This is a genomic window from Acidimicrobiales bacterium (genome assembly GCA_041394185.1).
Taxonomy (GTDB): Bacteria; Actinomycetota; Acidimicrobiia; order Acidimicrobiales; family Poriferisodalaceae; genus JAAETH01.
In genome coordinates, this window is the sequence record JAWKIQ010000004.1 from 380,918 (window position 1) to 397,256 (window position 16,339).

The following is a 16,339-nucleotide window of genomic DNA, read 5'->3' on the forward strand; positions in this document are numbered from 1 at the left end:
AGCTGACCAGACGTGCGACACTGGCAGCCTCGGGAGGGGGTCAGGTGCAATTCGCCGTTTTCGATCAGGTCGAACTGGACCGCGATGTGTCGCTGAGCCGGCAGTACCGCGACCGGATGGAATACATCCGAGCGCTCGACGAGGCCGGGTTCTGGTGTTACTTCAAGAGCGAACATCACGGCATCGGGCTGGACGCAGCCCCCGACTCTGGGACGTTCCTCGCGGCCGCTTCCCAGCACACCGAGCGGATGCGGCTGGGGTCGCTGGTGTATCTGCTGCCGTTCCACCACCCGCTACGTCTGGCAGAACACATCGCAATGCTCGACAACCTGTGCGACGGGCGCCTCGAGGTGGGCATCGGGAAGGGAATCAGCTCGCCCGAGCACGAGCTGTGGGGTCTCGACCCCGACCAGGGGGGTGCCAGGCGAGACGAGGCCTTCGAGGTGTTGGTCAAGGCTCTGACCAGCGACACGGTCGACCACCACGGTGTTCACTACCGGTTCGACGGCATGCCCGTGACCGTGCGCCCGGTTCAGCAGCCGCATCCACCGTTCTGGTATCCGGGCAACGTTCGTGCCGCAGCGCAGCGGGGCATGAACACGGTCACGGGCGGCCCGCCTTCACACGTGGCAAGCCAGGTCGAGCTGTACCGGTCGCTGTGCGACGAGGCGTCGGCAGGTCGGGGTCAGGTGGCCGGCACCTACACGTTTCTGGTGTGCGAGACAGACGACGAAGCGCTGAGCCGGGTGCGTTCGGCGTGGGCGCGGTTCACCGAGAACCTGACCCCGCTGTTTCGCAGGTGGGGTTTGGCCGTTCCCAACGATCCGACCTGTGGTGGCGATGTCGATGTCGCACTCCAGCGCAACTCGGTCATCGCCGGTTCGCCCGCAACCGTCGCCCGATTCGTCGAACGCTTCGAGGCCGAGTCGAACGCCGACCTGATGCTGTGCAAGTTCACCTGGGGCGACCTGTCGCACGCCGAGGCGATGCGCTCGATGAGCCTTTTCGTCGAAGCCACCCTGGCCTGAGCCCCTATAGGGGCGCTGGGGACAGACAGTTCGGTGGGGTGGGGAGACGCACGTCGGCCAGCAACTCGATGGAACGCAGCCTCTCGGCGAGGGTGGGCGACGGGTGCACGGTTATCAGCTCGTCGGCCTGGGCGCGCTGGGCGAAGTCGGCCAGGTACGAATCGACCTGGCCGGGGTCGCCCGCTGCGGTGAAGTGCATCATGTGTGCGATGTGTTGGCCCTGGGGCGAGGCCAACACCTGGTCGGCCTCTTCGTCGGTGAGCTCGCGGGGCACGCGCAGGAAGCGGGCCACCCGGCGGCGGCTGACATCCAGGCGCTGGCGCTCGGCATCGGCCTGGGTTTCGGCGGCTATCACGTTGACCCCCGCCAAGACATAGGGCTCGGCGAGCTGCTCTGACGGCTCGAAACGGTCTCGGTATAGCGCCACGGCCTCGAACAGCTGGCCGGGTGCGAAGTGCGACGCGAACCCGTAGGGCAGCCCCAGCTTTGCGGCCAGCTGCGCCCCGAACAGCGACGAGCCCAGTATGTACAGCGGAACGTTGGTGCCAGAGCCGGGAACGGCCTGCACCCCCGCCACCTTCGACCGGCCCTGAAGATAGGCCTGCAGCTCGAGCACGTCCTGGGGGAAGTGGTCTGAGGCGCGAGGATCGACCCGCATGGCCCGCATGGTGACCTGGTCGGTGCCAGGCGCCCGTCCCAGGCCCAGGTCGATGCGGCCCGGATGCAGCTCGGCCAGGGTTCCGAACTGCTCGGCTATGACCAGCGGAGAATGGTTGGGCAGCATCACCCCACCCGAACCAAGCGTGATGGTCGAGGTCCGCGAGGCCACATGGGCGATCAGCACGCTGGTGGCCGACGAAGCGATCGCCGACATGTTGTGGTGCTCGGCGTACCAGATTCGCCGGTATCCGCGCCGTTCGGCCAGCTGGGCAACCTCGACACAGTTGGCAAGGGCCTGCGCCACCGAGTCGTCGCGGTTGACGATGGCCAGGTCGAGTATCGACAGTGCGACGGGCTTGTCTTGGTGCGGGTCAGCCATGCCAACAGCATGCCACCGCGGCGTGCGTGACAGACTTTCCTGATGCCCGAAGACGATGTTGAGACATCCCCAGCGACCACAAACCACGAGGCGGCCACGCACGATGTGGTGGTCATCGGTGCCGGGGTGTCCGGCATCTATCAGATCAAGCGCCTCGTCGACATGGGGCTCGATGCCGTGGTGCTCGAAGCCGAAGCCGATCTGGGCGGCACCTGGTATCGCAATCGGTACCCGGGGTGCAGGTTCGACTCCGAGAGCTACACCTATGGCTACTCGTTCTCTCAGGAGTTGCTCGACGAGTGGCACTGGAAGGAGCGGTTCTCGCCCCAGCCCGAGAACTTGCGCTATCTCAACTATGTCGCCGACAAGTTCGACCTGCGCAAACACATGCGCTTCGGCGTGCGCATCGCATCCATGAAGTGGGACGAACAGCGGCGCGTCTGGCATCTCACCGACACCGAAGGGTCGGTCACCTCGGCCCGGTTCGTGGTGGCCAGCCTGGGCCCACTGTCGATACCGACCATGCCCGACTATCCGGGCCTCGACCGGTTCGAGGGGCAGGCGTTCCACACCTTTCACTGGCCCGAGGAACCCGTCGAGTTGGCGGGCCGTCGAGTCGGCGTCATCGGTACCGGTGCAACGGGCATCCAGGTTATTGCCGAGATCGCAGACAAGGTCGGCGAGCTGAAGGTGTTCCAGCGGCGCCCCAACTGGAGCTCGCCGCTGAACAACGGACCGATCTCAGACGACGAGATGTCGCAGATACGGGCCCGCTACGACGAGATCTTCGCCAACTGCGCAGCCTCGCCGGGTGGGTTCGAGCATGTGCCCAGATGGGGCTTCTGGGATGCCACCGCCGAAGAGCGCCGGGCGTTGTGGGACCAGCTCTATGCCGAGCCTGGCTTCGCGATTCTCGCTGCCAACTATGGCGAGATCTACTTCGACGAGGCCGCCAACGCCGAGCTGTCGGCCTACATCGCCGACCGCATTCGTGGCCGGGTCGACGACCCCGCCCTGGCCGAGAAGCTCATCCCCAGAGACCACGGTTTCGGGTTGCAGCGCCTGCCCCTCGAAACCCACTATTTCGAGGCTTACAACCGGCCCAACGTGCACCTGGTCGATCTCCAGGAGACACCGATCCAACACTTCACCGAGGGTGGCATCCAGACCAGCGACCAGCACCACGACCTCGATGTCATCGTGTTCGCAACCGGATTCGACGCCATCACCGGCGGCTACGACCGCATGGACATCGAAGGCGCCAACGGGGTTCGGTTGAGCGATCGGTGGAGCGACAGCCCACGCACCTTGCTTGGGGTGATGACACACGGGTTCCCCAACCTGATGATGGTCGCCGGCCCGCAGAGCGTGTCGGGTTCGACCAACTTCCCGCGGGCCATCGAAAAGGGTGTCGAGTTCGTCACCGGGCTGATCGAAACGACCCTCGACAACGGCAACACGCGCGTCGAGGCCCGCCTCGAGGCCGAGGATGCCTGGGTCAAAGAGGTCGTACGCGCCCACGAGAGGTTGCTGATTCGCAACAGCAAGGGCTGGTTCACCGGATACAACTCGAACGTGGCCGGTCACGCCGAGGGGCAGGTGCGATATCAGGCATACTTCGGCGGCGCGCCTCGATACGTCGCCCGTGTCGAGGCCGTGGTCGACGGTGGCTACCGCGAGTTCGAGTTCGACTAGGCCCTGTTCACAGAAGCTCGCGGTCGAACATCACCTTCACTCGCTCGTACGAGCGATCGGCCGCCGATTGGTGGTAGGCGCCGCTGCCGATTACGCCGAAGCCATGGTCGGCGCCGTCGTGGATCTCGGCTTCACCCTTTTCGAGGGCGTTCGTCGCGTCGATGAGGGCTTCGTTGGCCGACGCCGGTTGCATCTGGTCGGCCGAGCCGAATGCGATGTACAGCGACCCGGTATAGGTGGGCACTGCCAGGTGCGGTGAGTCGGGCGCGTCGGTGGTGCAAAACGACGGGTGCAAGCCGGCCGCAGCCCGAAACCGGTCACCCCTGTCGCGGATGGTGCACAGAGAGCTGCGGGCACCGATGCAGTATCCGATGCAGCCCATGGGTCCATCGGTGCGAGCGGCGGGGTCAGACGACAGCCAGTCGAGCACCGCCCCGACGTCTTCGCCGACCTGATCCTCCGAAGTCGCCATGATGAGGCCGAACATCTTCTTGACCTCTTCGTCGGTACGAGCTGCCATCTGGTACCAGGGCTCGCTGCGGTGATAGCGGTCGTGTGTGACGACGTAATAACCCCAACCGGCTATGCGAGCCATGGTGTCCTTCGACGGTTGGTCCAGGCCGGGGCCGTGGTGGAAGAACACCACCACCGGGAATGGTCCGTCGCCGTCGGGCCTGACCACATGGATGCCCAACGGGCCGCTGGCTGAGTCGATGCTCTCGGTGTAGGTCTGCACAGTTCCCCCTTTGTGTCGCAAGAAGCTAGCGGCACACGGTCGCGGACGAAATCTCCGAAAAATTCTGCGAGGCTGTCGAATCGGGCTCGAGCCGTTCGTCGTGATCACGAAACCAACCAATCCGAAAGGACATCCGATGCCTCTCTACGCAGCACTCATCTACTCCGAAGAGCCGACAACCGAGCCTGCACCCGACGAGTGGGCCCAGGTGATGGCCGACTACGGCGCCTTCGGCGAAGCGGCCGGCGCCGCTGGTGTACTGGCCGGCGGCGAAGCGCTGCAGCCGACCATGACTGCCACCACCGTCAGCGTCGCCGGTGGCAAGGGCGGCGACGTCACCACCACCGACGGACCTTTCGCCGAGACCAAGGAAGTGCTCGGCGGCTTCTACCTGCTGAACTGCTCCGATCTCGACGAGGCCCTGCACTGGGCCGCGCAGATCCCCGGCGCCTGGCACGGCCGGGTCGAGGTCCGGCCGTGTATCGATTTCAGCCAGGAAGGCTGATCAGCCAGGAAGGTTGACGCCGACCCCGTGAACCAGCAGCTGCTGGCCGATGTCATCCGCCGTGAGGGTGGCCGCGTCGTGGCCACCCTCACCCGGCGGCTCGGGTCTCTCGAGCTGGCCGAGGACGCGGTGCACGACGCCGTGGTCCGCGCGCTCGAGATCTGGCCCGACCGAGGGGTCCCCGACAATCCGGCGGCCTGGCTGACATCGGTGGCTCGCAACTCGGCGCTCGACAGGCTGCGACGCGAAACAAACCGGGGTCCCAAGGAGCAAGCCGCCATGGCTCACCTGCTGAACGACCCAGAACCGGTGCCAGAACCGTCGAGCGTTCGAGACGACATGTTGCGGCTGCTGTTCACGTGCTGCCATCCGGCGCTGGCCGAACCGGCCCGCATCGCCCTCAGCCTGAAGACGCTGGGCGGCCTCACAACCGAGGAGATTGCTCGAGCGTTCCTGGTGCCGGAGGCGACGATGGCCCAGCGCATCGTCAGGGCCAAGAAGAAGATCGCAGGCGCCAACATCCCCTATCGGGTGCCGTCCGACCACGAGCTACCCGATCGCCTCGAAGCGGTGTGTCGCGTGATCTACCTCATCTTCACCGAGGGCCACCATTCGGCAACCGGTGACAGCCCGGTGCGTATCGATCTGGCCGAGGAGGCGATGAGGCTGGGGCGGCTATTGACCGACCTGATGCCCGACGTTCCCGAGTGCACAGGCCTGCTGTCGTTGATGTTGGCCACACACGCCAGACGCGACGCAAGGCTCGACAACGCCGGCGAGCTGGTGCTGCTGAACGACCAGGATCGCACCAGGTGGCGCCACGACGAGATCGCCGAGGCTGCGGCGCTGATCGACTCAGCCATCCGCAGACGACAACCCGGCCCCATGCAAACCCAGGCGGCCATCGCGTGCCTGCACGGGTTGGCGCCGTCATACCAAGACACCGACTGGCCTCAGATCGCCGAGCTCTATGGGCTCCTCGAACGTCAGATGCCCACACCCGTGGTGCGCGTCAACCGGGCGGTGGCGGTCGACCAGGCCTTTGGTCCGGCTGCAGGGTTGGCGGTGATCGACGCAGTACAGGGCGTCGAGGGATGGCACCTGTTCCATGCCGCGCGGGCCGACATGCTGCGCCGCCTGCATCGCAACGACGAGGCCGAGGCGGCCTATCTGCTGGCCCTCGATTGCCATCCCAACCCGGCCGACAGGCGCTTCTTGACCGGAAGGCTCGAGTCGCTGTCGCAGGATCGGATGGGCAGCAAAGGCGACTAGCCGCGCAGCTGGTCCAACGGCACCCACGGGGCGAACAGGTGAGGTTCCAGCGTCTTGCGCAGATCGTCGAGCACCTCGGGTGTCATCTCTGCCCACGCGAACTCGACCACCTCGTAGCCCGGACCACCCTCCAGGTTGGTGCCGCGCTGGCCCGACTCGTCGTAGTGAGCCAGGCGGAACAGCGCCTTGGCGGTGATCGCGTTGCCCGCCATCGGATTGCCGAACAACGCCTGATCCATGACGCCCCAGTCTTCCTTCATGGACACCGTGGTCCACGACTCGAGGCGGGCGAGGTCGACCTGGCGTTGCCCGAAGACCAGCTTGCCGTCGGCCAGCTTGATGGTGCCGCCCATCTTTGCGTTGAGGTCTTTGAAGAAGACCATGCCGCCCACGAGCAGCCCGAACAACCCCACCAGGATCAGCACCCCGGCCGCCGGGCCTGGACCGCCGAGCACCAGGGCCAGGATCAGCGCGGCGAGGCTGGGCAGGCCGTAGTACAGGCCGAGGTTTCTGCGTCGCCTGGCGATCTTGTCGTGGTCGATCGGGCGGGTCCACAAGACCTGGTCGCCCCCGGGGTTGTCTCCTGCAGCCATGCCCACGAGCCTAGAACGCCGTGCTGGGCAGGTCGGCAGTGTCGCCGGTTATGGCGTCGCAGATGGTCTGGGCAACCGTCACCGGGTCGAGGCCCTGGGGCATTTTCGGAGCGGTTCCCCAGATGGGGCGATCGGCCAAACCGGTTTCGGTGTGGGGCGGTCTGGCGTCTATGACCCTGATCTTCTTGCGCCTGGCTTCGCGCGCCAGGGCCTGGTCGAACGACCGCACCGCGGCCTTCGAGGCGCCATAGGCAGCCATGCCGGGTAGGTTCTTCTCGGCGACGACTCCCGAGATGTTCACCAGGGTTCCGCCCTCGTCCAGCGAGCCGAGCGCCGCCTTGGCCAACATCATCGGGATGAACGTGTTGGTCATGAACAGCTCTTCCATGGCGTCGATCGACAGTTCCTCGACCGACCCGAACGCCACCACGCCAACCGCGTTGACTACCACGTCGAGCCTGCCCGCGTGTTCTACGGCGGCATGAACGGCCGCCGAGCACGAATCGGGGTATCTCAGATCGAGGGCCACCTTGTGCCCTGGCACGTCCAGTGCGCTCAGCCTGCCGGGTTGCCTTGCGACCAGGGTCAGGTTCGCACCCTGCGACGCCAGGATTCTGGCGATCTGCGATCCGAGACCTCCGGTGGCTCCGGCCACCAGGGCCGACTTTCCTGCAAGCATTCGGGACCTCCGAGCAGTGGGTGTCGAGTTGGTGCAACCTCGGGGTCAGGCCAGTGATTCCACAACGGCTTCGCCGCAGCGCCGGCCGGAGAACAAGGCGCCCTGTATCGAGGCCGTGTCGCGGTGATCACCACAAACGAACAGGCCTTCGCCCAGGTCGATCTTCTTCTTGGGGGCGAACGGCGGATACTGGCGAGGCTGGCCGTGCGCGATGGTGTCGGTGCGAAGGTGCCGCCACGACTCGACGGCCGATCCCCAGATGAGCGCCAGCTGTTTGCGAACCGGGGCCTCGGCGTGCGGGTTGTGGATACCCGGGCATGCGGCAGCGATCAGGGTCTTGCCGGCGGGCGCATATTCGGGGGCAACGTTCGACATCACTGCGATGTTCAGCGCAGGGCCGCTCGCGCTGCTGTCCAGTATCAGGTAGCGGTCGTCCACCGGAGCCTCGTCCGCGGCAAACCACACACAGGTCGCGGGGTTGGATTCGACCGCGTCCAGCCCCAGCAGCGAGGCCGCAGCAGGTCCCTCGGTGGCGACGATCACCCTCTGGGCCGCAACCACCCGGTCGCCGATCCGGACCTCGCCCGGCTTCACCGCGGAAACGGGCGCTTCGAGTCTGACCGCCTGGGGTGGCAGGTGCGAAGCCAGTTGGGTCGACATGGCGCCCATGCCACCCGCCGGCACCGCTGCGTCGCCGGTCAGCAGGCAGCGCATGATGACGTCGAACATCCGGCGGCTGGTCTGCAGGGTGGGGTCCAGCTGTATGCCGCCGACGAAGGGTCGGAAGAAGCCGTCGATCATCGACTCGCTGAACCCGTCCGACAACAGGGCGTGGTAGGTGGTGTCGTCGTCGTGGCGCAGGAGGTCGCCGACGTCGGCCCGGGCGAGCCTGATCCGCTGGCGCAGCAGCCTCGCTTTGTCGGCCACCGAGCCGATGGGTGCCAGCGCCCCCGAAACCAGGGTCTTGGGCCTGCGCAGCGGGTCGCCCAGAACCGACATGCGCTTGCCGTCCCACAGCATCGCACCCGGCTCGAACCTGCGCAGGTTCAGCGCATCGACGTCGAACTGTGTCTCCAATTCTGGGTATGCCGTCAGCAGAACCTGAAAGCCGCGGTCCAGGGTGAACCCCTCGACAACGTCGCTGCGTACACGGCCCCCAACACCGTCGGAGGCTTCCAGAACCAACACATCCAAGCCGGCCTCGTGAACAGCCCGCGCCGCGCTGAGGCCCGCCAGACCTGCTCCGACCACGACGACGTCTGCGCTGTCCGGCACGAAGTCGGGGGACTGATCCGATGGCATCGTCATGAATGCAACGCTAACGGCGAGCGCTCGTCTGGCATCGATCTGCCATGTCGGGAAGGATAGGAACCGGTCGGCGGCTGCAGCCGAGACGCCGGCCGGGGGAGGTAGTCAGATGCTCGATGTCGCGACGGCGGCCGGCGAGATAGTCGAACCGCTCAAGAGCACGTGCGACGGGTCAGAGTCGACCAGGCAACTGAGCCCCGAGGCGGCCGCGCTGATGCATCAGGCCGGACTCACCAAGATCGTCACACCCGCATCCCACGGCGGGTACCAGATGACGGTTCGCGACCTCGTCGAGGCCGAGCGCATCATCGCCCACGGCAGCTCGGCAGCGTCGTGGGTGCTGATGGTCACGGGCGCCCACACCTTCATCGCGGGCCGGCTGCCGAGCGCCGGGTTGGACGAGATCTTCGGCGCCGACCCCGGTGTGCTGATACCCGGCGTGCCGTCGACCAGGCCGGGGCGCGCAGTGCGGGTCGAGGGTGGTTATCGGCTGACCGGCCGATGGCCGTATGCGAGCGGGGCCGACGTGGGCCAGTGGTACATAGTCGGCGCCACCGGCACCGTCGACGAAACCGGCACGCGTTGCCCGACCATCCTCGCCTTCCTGCCCGCCGACGACATCAGCCTGGACGACACCTGGTTCACCACCGGCATGCGCGGCACCGGGTCCAAGGACATCGTTCTCGACGACGTGTTCGTGCCCGACCATCTCACGGTTCGTGCCTCGGCCGCGGTGTTGGGCACCGTCGAAGGCGTCGACGTGGGGCTGTACCGGCTGCCCGTCCAGGCGACGCTGGCGACCATGCTGTTGGGGTCGATCGTTGGCATGGCCGAGGCGTTTCGCGACATCGTCATCGAGCAGGCCAAGACCCGTCGTCACGCCTACACCGGCACACCCAAGGTCGAGAGCGCCGGCATGCAGCGCCGGGTTGCCGAGGCCAGCGGCGAGATCGCTGCCGCCTGGGCCTTGACCCAGCAGTCATGCGACATGCTCGATGCAGCCATGAACACCCAGCCGCCGATGCCCATCGGCTTGCGGTCGCAGGTTCGGTGGAACGCAGCCTTTGCCAACGAACTTTGCCTGCGCGCCACCAACCGTCTGCTGGGTGCCTCGGGCGCGGGTGCCGCCCACAAGACCAACCCTCTCGAACGGCTGTATCGCGACATCAGCACCGCCACCCGCCACGCCATGCTCGACTTCGACACCGCCGTCGAGATGCACGGCCAACACCTCTTGGGGCTCGAGCTCGAGGATGGGCTGGTCTGATCGGTGATGGCCAGCGAACAATTCGAATCCGTCAGAGCCCGGTTGGCGGCCAACAAGGCGCCCTTCGCCGGCCATCTGGCGTTGCGCAGCTTCCTCGAAGATGTCGGAGGCCCCCTGCCTGACGGGGTGGTCGCCCAGCCCGACAGCATCGGTGGCGTTCCGGCCGAATGGGCCAACCCGGTCTCAGCCACCTCGCAGTCGGTCATCCTTTACCTGCACGGGGGCGGCTATGTGGCCGGTTCTCCCTGGTCGCATCACAACATCACCGGCCACCTGGCCAAGGCGACCGGCCACATCGTTTTGGCCCTCGACTATCGCCTTGCGCCCGAGCATCCCCACCCAGCGGCCGTCGAAGACGCCCTGGCTGCTTATCGGTGGTTGCTGGAATCGGGCCGAGGGCCCCAGCAGCTGGCCGTGGCCGGTGATTCGGCCGGGGGCGGGCTGGCGGTCGCCCTGCTGATGGCCGTGCGCGACAGTGGTCTGCCCCAACCGGCTGCGGCGGTGGCGATCTCGCCGTTTGCCGACATGACCCTCTCCGGCGAAACCATCGACACATTGGCCGACCTCGACGTGATGGTCGGTCGCGATGTGCTCCAGGCCTGCGCCGATCTTTTTGTCGGAGCAGCCGGGTCGGCCCGCGATCCTCTGGCATCGCCGGTGTTCGGGCGGTTGGAATCGCTTGCGCCCCTGCTCATTCAGGTGGGTGATCACGAGGTGTTGCTGGCCGACTCGCAGCGCCTGGCCGCCGGCATCGCCGCCGCGGGTGGTGAGGTGCGACTCGACGTCTGGCCCCACATGTGTCACGTGTGGCATGACTTCGCCGGTTCGGTCCCCGAGGCCGACCAGGCGATCGAGGCCATCGCGTCCTACCTGACCGAACACCTCGATTGATCGGATCCTGCCTTGACCAGATATGAGCCACTCGACTCCCGCGAGCCCAACGAAGCCAGTTCCTTCACCCGCGAGCGCAACCGTGTGGCGGGCGAGAGCCTCGATCTGGGCGATCTCGACTTCGAGTTCGCTTCGCGTGGACTCGTCGCCACCCATCCCACCGGACGCATCGACGGCCCGTCTGCCGTGGCGTTCGACATCAACGACTACGACTTCGTGTCGCGCGACCAGTCTGCGCCCGACACCGTGCACCCCAGCCTGTGGCGCCAGGCCCAAGTCGACGTCAACCACGGCCTGTTCCAGGTCGATGACGGGCTCTGGCAGGTCCGCGGCTACGACATCTCGAACATCTCGTTCATCGAGGGCGACACCGGCTGGATCATCATCGATCCGCTGACCACCACCGTCACCGCGGCCGCGGCTCTGGCCCTGGCCAACGAACACCTCGGCGAGCGGCCGGTGAAGGCTGTCATCTACACCCACAGCCACACCGATCACTACGGCGGCGTGCTGGGCGTGACCTCCCAGGCGGCCGTCGACGCGGGCGAGGTCCAGATCATCGCACCCGAAGGTTTCCTGGCCGAGGTGACGTCCGAGTTCATCCTCGCGGGACCCGCCATGAGCCAGCGGGCCACCTACCAGTTCGGTATGCAGCTGCCGGCCGGGCCGAAGGGGCACGTCGAGGTGGGCTTGGGCATCTCGACGGCCAAGGCACCTTCGGGACTGATCGCTCCCACACTCGACATCTCCAGAACGGGCGAGGAGCACATCGTCGACGGCGTTCGCATCGTGTTCCAGAACACTCCCGATGCCGAAGCGCCCGCCGAGATGAACTTCTTCTTCCCCGACAAGGGCTGGCTGTGCACCGCCGAGAACTGCACCCACACCATGCACAACCTCATCCCGTTTCGTGGGGCGCAGGCGCGCAACACGCTGGCGTGGTCCAAGTACATCGGCGAGGCGCTGCACATGTGGGGCGCCGACGCCAAGCTGACCTTCGCTTCGCACCACTGGCCGCGTTGGGGCAACGACGAGGTGATCGACTATCTCGAGCGCCAGCGCGACCTCTATCGCTGGATGCACGATCAGACGCTGCGAATGGCGAACAAGGGCCTTGTCGCCTCGGAGATAGCCGAGGTTCTCGATCTGCCCGAGGACTTCCTCGAGTGCAGCCATACCCGCGGCTACTACGGATCGCTGGTTCACAACATCAAGGCGATATACCAGTTCTACCTGTCGTGGTACGACGCCAATCCTGCTCACCTCTGGTCCCATCCTCCCCAGGAGGCCGGCCGGCGCTATGTCGAGTTCATGGGCGGCGCCGACGAGTTGCTGGCCAAGGCCCGCCGCAGCTTCGACCAGGGCGACTATCGCTGGGTGGCCGAGGTGGTCAACCACCTGGTGTTCGCCGATCCGTCCAACCACGGCGCCCGCGAACTGCAGGCCGCCGCACTGGAGCAGCTGGGATATCAGTCAGAGGCGGCAACCTGGCGCAACGCCTACCTCACCGGCGCTGCCGAGCTGCGCAACGGTGGCTCCGAGCCGCGGCGGCGAAGGCGTGGGCTGATGGCTGCGATAACCCTCGAGCAGATGGTCGATGCGCTGGCGGTCTGCCTGTCTGCGGCCGACACCGCCGGCATGCGCAGCCGACTCAACGTCGAGTTGACCGACTCGGGCGAGAGGGGAGTGGTGGGGCTGTCGCACCAAGCCATTCACTTCGTCCCCGACCACCACGATGCCGAGGCCGACTGCACTGTCAGGGTTTCCAAGGCGATCTTCGCAGCCGCGGTGTCTGGCGAGGCCGACGCCGGCCAACTGATTGCCCAGGCCCAGGTCGATGGCGACGTGCAGGCACTGCGGGCTATCTTCGCCAACCTCGATCACAGCCAGACCGGCTTCAACATCGTGCTGCCGTGAGCTTTGCGCCGGGTCGGCCGCGCAAACGGGACTGGCGACCCTGGAGGCCCGGCGTCCGATGAACGACGATGGGCTTGCACGATCTCGAAGGGAGCAGTCGAAGTGTTGTGGATTTGGATACTGCTCGCGGTCGCTTCGGCTGCCGCTCTCGGTGCGGCGTTGTTCGCGGTACGCCACGGCGGCGATGGCAGCGTGGAAGAAGTGAGTCCGCTCTTCGTTGCCGGAATTGCCATCTGCGGTGCCAGCGTCGCTCTGGCCACCACGATCGGCCCGTTCATGTTCGCCATGTCCGGAGCCGGACTGGTGATGATGTTCGTTGGGGGCAGACACCAGCACACGGGCTAACCCGTCGGCGCCGGGTCAGCCGCAGATGTCGAAGTTGCCATCGAGTGGGCCCATGCCCGCATCGATGGCGCGGTCGCGAAATTCGCTGAGGCCGGGCTGGGCGTCTATCCAGTCGAGCTTGGCCTGCACCTCGTCGGTTGGTGCGGGCACGTCGAACACGTAGGCGGCGAACGACTCGGCGAAGTCTTCCTCTGGCGTGCTGGCGGCGTATGCACCCAGGAACTGTGGTTCGCGCTCGCAGCGGTCTTCGCCGTCGGCGGCGCTGGCGTCGGCGAACGGATCGACCTCGGCAGCCAACTCACCCCAGAATTCGTCGATCCATGCCCACATCAACGAGTCCTCGTAGTAACAAGCCTCGCCGTTGTAGTAGGTGTCGCAGTCGAACTCGGCTTCGGCCGAGCGGTCCATCTGGGTCACGGTCGACGTGAAGACGTGGGTGAACTCGTGTGCCATCGTCAGCAACAACTCGTCGGGGTCTTCGTCGGCGACGGGCAGGTTGATCGACATCTGGAACTGATTGCCGTCGTCGTCGAGCGCATTCACGAACGCCAGGGTCACCTCGTCGCCGGCGTCTGGCGATTCGAACCCGGCGAACAGACCCAGGTCGGTCAGCTGACCCTTGGGGCTCATCGCCGCCAGTGCTTCCCATGCGTCGACGAGTGTCTGATCGTCTTGGCCGAAGCACAGTTCGCCTAGTTCGCCGTCGACCACCCGGTAGGCACCGAGCCAGTAGAACTCGGCATCGTCGCCCAATTCTGTTTCGCAGTCCGAGCCCGCGACGTCGGCGACATCGCTCTGCGACTCGTCTTCCGCGAACTCGTCGTCAGCAAAGCCCTCTTCCTGGAACTCGTCCTGGAAGTCGTCGTCCGCGAAGCCCTCGTCGGTGTCGGCGCACGCGCCGGCCAGCAACAACCCGACCAGCACCACGGCCAGTGTTAGGCGGCGGGTGGCACGGTCAAATCTGGACGATGAACCCATGCCTGTGGTTGTCGGCAGAATCGACGGGCGAGATAGTCAAGCGGTCTCTGTGGCGGCCGCGGTGGCCAGCCCCAGATCGGCTATCGCCTTCTCGCGCATCTCGACCTTGCGGACCTTGCCCGTGACCGTCATTGGGAACTCGGTCACGAAGGCGACATAACGCGGGATCTTGAAGTGGGCGATCTTGCCGCGGCAATAGTCCTTGAGCTCGTCCTCGGTGAGGGTGGCACCCGGTGCGAGTTGCACCCAGGCCATGATCTCCTCGCCGTAGCGTTCGTCTGGCACACCGATCACCTGGGCGTCGGCCACTGCTGGGTGGGTGTACAGGAACTCTTCGATCTCGCGGGGGTACACGTTCTCGCCGCCGCGGATGATCATGTCCTTGATACGCCCGACGATGTTGACGTAGCCGTCTTCGTCCATGGTGGCCAGGTCGCCAGAGTGCATCCAGCCTTCGGCGTCGATGGCCTCGGCGGTCTTTTCTGGGTCGTTCCAGTAGCCGATCATCACGTGGAAGCCTCGGGTGCAGTACTCGCCGCTCTGGCCCCGCTCGACCGTCTCACCGGTCTCGGGGTCGACGATCTTGGCCTCGACGTGTGGCAACACCCGGCCCACGGTCGACACCCTGTGTTCCACCGAATCGGTGGTCGAGGTCTGGGTCGACACCGGCGACGTCTCGGTCATGCCGTACGCGATGGTGACCTCGCTCATGTTCATCTGGTCGATGACCTGACGCATGACCTCGATCGGACATGGCGACCCGGCCATGATTCCGGTGCGCAACGAGCTGAGGTCGAACCCGGCGCGATCGGGGTGGCCCAACTCGGCGATGAACATCGTGGGCACTCCGTAAAGCGACGTGCAGTGCTCGTCCTGCACGGTCTGCAACACCGCCCCGGGTCGAATGTGGGGCAGGGGATGACCATCGTGGCGCCGAAGGCCGAGCACGACAGGTTGCCCATCACCATGCCGAAGCAGTGGTAGAAGGGCACCGGGATACAAACGCGGTCGGTCTCGTCGTATCCGCAGGCGTCGCCGACCATCTTGGCGTCGTTCAAGATGTTGCGATGGCTGAGCGTTGCCCCCTTGGGGAAGCCGGTCGTGCCAGACGTGTACTGGATGTTGATGGCATCGGTTGGCGACAGCGAGGCACCGACCGCCGCGAGCTGTTCGTCGGAGATCGCGTCGCCGGCCGCCAACAACTGCGCCCAATCTTCGGTGTCGAAGTAGACGACCCGCTCGAGGTCGGTCAGCGCGGGCCTGACCGCTTCGACCATGTCCTGGTAGGCCGACGTCAGGTAGCTGGTGCGGGTGACCAGCATCTTGCACCCCGACTGCTTTAGTGCGTATTCGAGCTCGTTGGTTCGATACGCCGGGTTGATGTTGACCTGTATGGCGCCGATCTTCGCGGTTGCGTACTGGATGTACACCCACTCGGCGTAGTTGGGGCTCCACATTGCGACCCGATCGCCCACTTCGATACCCGACGCCATCAGGCCCTTGGCCACCGCGTTGACGGTGTCGTTGAATTCGCTCCACGTCTGGCGGATGCCCTGGTGGGCTACAACCAGCGCTTCCCGGTCACCGAAACGGGCCACCGTGGCCTCGAGGTTGGCACCGATGGTCTCTTCCAGCAGCGGTATGTCGGTGGGTCCGGTCGAGATCGCCTTGGTCATGGGCCGATCGTATTCGGTCATGCGCCGGCGACGCCTACCCGAACCATCCGCCCGACCTGTTGAGGGTCCAATGGCCCGTTGCCAGGGTCGCGCTCGGCCTTACGATCAGGTCAGGGCCAATGGAGTGGTTCTGGGAAAGCTGGTCGATCCGATGACCGGGCACCATCGACGGCGAGCCGTGGCTGCGGTGGCGGGAATCGTCCTGGTGGTCGGCGGCCTGGTGTCGATGTACGGAACGGCCGCACCCCTCACCGAGTTCAGGGGCGTGTACGGCTATCACATGACCGAGCCGTTCGCGCTCGAGACCTCGGGCCGTGCGATCGTCGTCGACGATGCGAGCTTCCTGAGGGGCGGTTATGGCGACATCGTCGGCGACTGGCCCATGAGCGCGGTCGTGGGATATCCGAACG

At 65.9% G+C, this 16,339-nt stretch carries 15 protein-coding genes and 1 pseudogene; 8 read left to right on the forward strand and 8 right to left on the reverse strand.

Translation table 11 applies throughout. The annotated features are described in order from the left end of the window. The first annotated feature begins 44 nt into the window (after window positions 1-44). A complete protein-coding gene (locus R2770_19635; protein MEZ5282676.1) occupies window positions 45-1,028 on the forward strand; it encodes an LLM class flavin-dependent oxidoreductase in 984 nt (327 codons plus the stop codon). A 4-nt stretch (window positions 1,029-1,032) separates the two neighbouring features. Here R2770_19635 and R2770_19640 read toward each other — a convergent pair whose 3' ends face one another. Continuing rightward, entirely contained in the window at window positions 1,033-2,067 is a 1,035-nt protein-coding gene (locus R2770_19640; protein ID MEZ5282677.1) for an LLM class flavin-dependent oxidoreductase, read from the reverse strand. Window positions 2,068-2,109: 42 nt separating this feature from the next. On the opposite strand from R2770_19640, the gene R2770_19645 reads away from it, so the two are divergent. Next, complete coding sequence (locus R2770_19645; GenBank protein ID MEZ5282678.1) at window positions 2,110-3,762, forward strand: NAD(P)/FAD-dependent oxidoreductase; 1,653 nt, start codon at window positions 2,110-2,112, stop codon at window positions 3,760-3,762. 7 nt (window positions 3,763-3,769) lie between these two features. On the opposite strand, the gene R2770_19650 is transcribed toward R2770_19645, so the two are convergent. Continuing rightward, entirely contained in the window at window positions 3,770-4,498 is a 729-nt protein-coding gene (locus R2770_19650; GenBank protein MEZ5282679.1) for a dienelactone hydrolase family protein, read from the reverse strand. A 136-nt stretch (window positions 4,499-4,634) separates the two neighbouring features. Between R2770_19650 and R2770_19655 the strand changes: the two genes are divergently transcribed. Beyond that, a complete protein-coding gene (locus R2770_19655) occupies window positions 4,635-5,003 on the forward strand; it encodes a YciI family protein (GenBank protein ID MEZ5282680.1) in 369 nt (122 codons plus the stop codon). Window positions 5,004-5,030: 27 nt separating this feature from the next. Further along, the gene (locus R2770_19660; GenBank protein ID MEZ5282681.1) at window positions 5,031-6,275 is read left to right on the forward strand and encodes an RNA polymerase sigma factor; all 1,245 of its coding nucleotides are present in this window, start codon (window positions 5,031-5,033) and stop codon (window positions 6,273-6,275) included. On the opposite strand, the gene R2770_19665 is transcribed toward R2770_19660, so the two are convergent. From R2770_19665 to R2770_19675, 3 genes are read right to left on the reverse strand one after another with little or no spacing between them, the layout of a single operon-like run. After that, a complete protein-coding gene (locus tag R2770_19665) occupies window positions 6,272-6,868 on the reverse strand; it encodes a hypothetical protein (GenBank protein MEZ5282682.1) in 597 nt (198 codons plus the stop codon). The genes R2770_19660 and R2770_19665 overlap by 4 nt on opposite strands. 10 nt (window positions 6,869-6,878) lie before the next feature. Beyond that, window positions 6,879-7,547 carry an SDR family oxidoreductase gene (locus R2770_19670; GenBank protein MEZ5282683.1) on the reverse strand — a complete coding sequence of 223 codons (669 nt, stop codon included), beginning with the start codon at window positions 7,545-7,547 and terminating at the stop codon, window positions 6,879-6,881. Window positions 7,548-7,592: 45 nt separating this feature from the next. After that, window positions 7,593-8,855: an NAD(P)/FAD-dependent oxidoreductase gene (locus R2770_19675; GenBank protein ID MEZ5282684.1), complete on the reverse strand. Its 1,263-nt coding sequence runs from the start codon at window positions 8,853-8,855 to the stop codon at window positions 7,593-7,595. 109 nt (window positions 8,856-8,964) lie between these two features. On the opposite strand from R2770_19675, the gene R2770_19680 reads away from it, so the two are divergent. From R2770_19680 to R2770_19695, 4 genes are all read left to right on the forward strand, one after another. Continuing rightward, window positions 8,965-10,122: an acyl-CoA dehydrogenase family protein gene (locus tag R2770_19680; protein MEZ5282685.1), complete on the forward strand. Its 1,158-nt coding sequence runs from the start codon at window positions 8,965-8,967 to the stop codon at window positions 10,120-10,122. A 6-nt stretch (window positions 10,123-10,128) separates the two neighbouring features. Then, entirely contained in the window at window positions 10,129-11,013 is an 885-nt protein-coding gene (locus tag R2770_19685; protein MEZ5282686.1) for an alpha/beta hydrolase, read from the forward strand. Between the two features lie 12 nt (window positions 11,014-11,025). Then, window positions 11,026-12,930: an alkyl sulfatase dimerization domain-containing protein gene (locus tag R2770_19690; protein MEZ5282687.1), complete on the forward strand. Its 1,905-nt coding sequence runs from the start codon at window positions 11,026-11,028 to the stop codon at window positions 12,928-12,930. A gap of 201 nt (window positions 12,931-13,131) precedes the next feature. Next, a complete protein-coding gene (locus R2770_19695) occupies window positions 13,132-13,275 on the forward strand; it encodes a hypothetical protein (protein MEZ5282688.1) in 144 nt (47 codons plus the stop codon). A gap of 15 nt (window positions 13,276-13,290) precedes the next feature. On the opposite strand, the gene R2770_19700 is transcribed toward R2770_19695, so the two are convergent. The 3 genes and pseudogenes from R2770_19700 to R2770_19710 all read right to left on the reverse strand — a co-directional run bounded on the left by R2770_19700 (window position 13,291) and on the right by R2770_19710 (window position 15,950). After that, window positions 13,291-14,253: a putative zinc-binding metallopeptidase gene (locus R2770_19700; GenBank protein ID MEZ5282689.1), complete on the reverse strand. Its 963-nt coding sequence runs from the start codon at window positions 14,251-14,253 to the stop codon at window positions 13,291-13,293. Between the two features lie 36 nt (window positions 14,254-14,289). Next, window positions 14,290-15,201, reverse strand: coding sequence for an AMP-binding protein (locus R2770_19705; protein ID MEZ5282690.1), 912 nt, complete (start codon window positions 15,199-15,201; stop codon window positions 14,290-14,292). Continuing rightward, window positions 15,195-15,950: pseudogene (locus R2770_19710) on the reverse strand (AMP-binding protein). Before R2770_19710 ends, R2770_19705 begins: the two are co-directional and overlap by 7 nt. Window positions 15,951-16,339 lie beyond the last annotated feature (389 nt).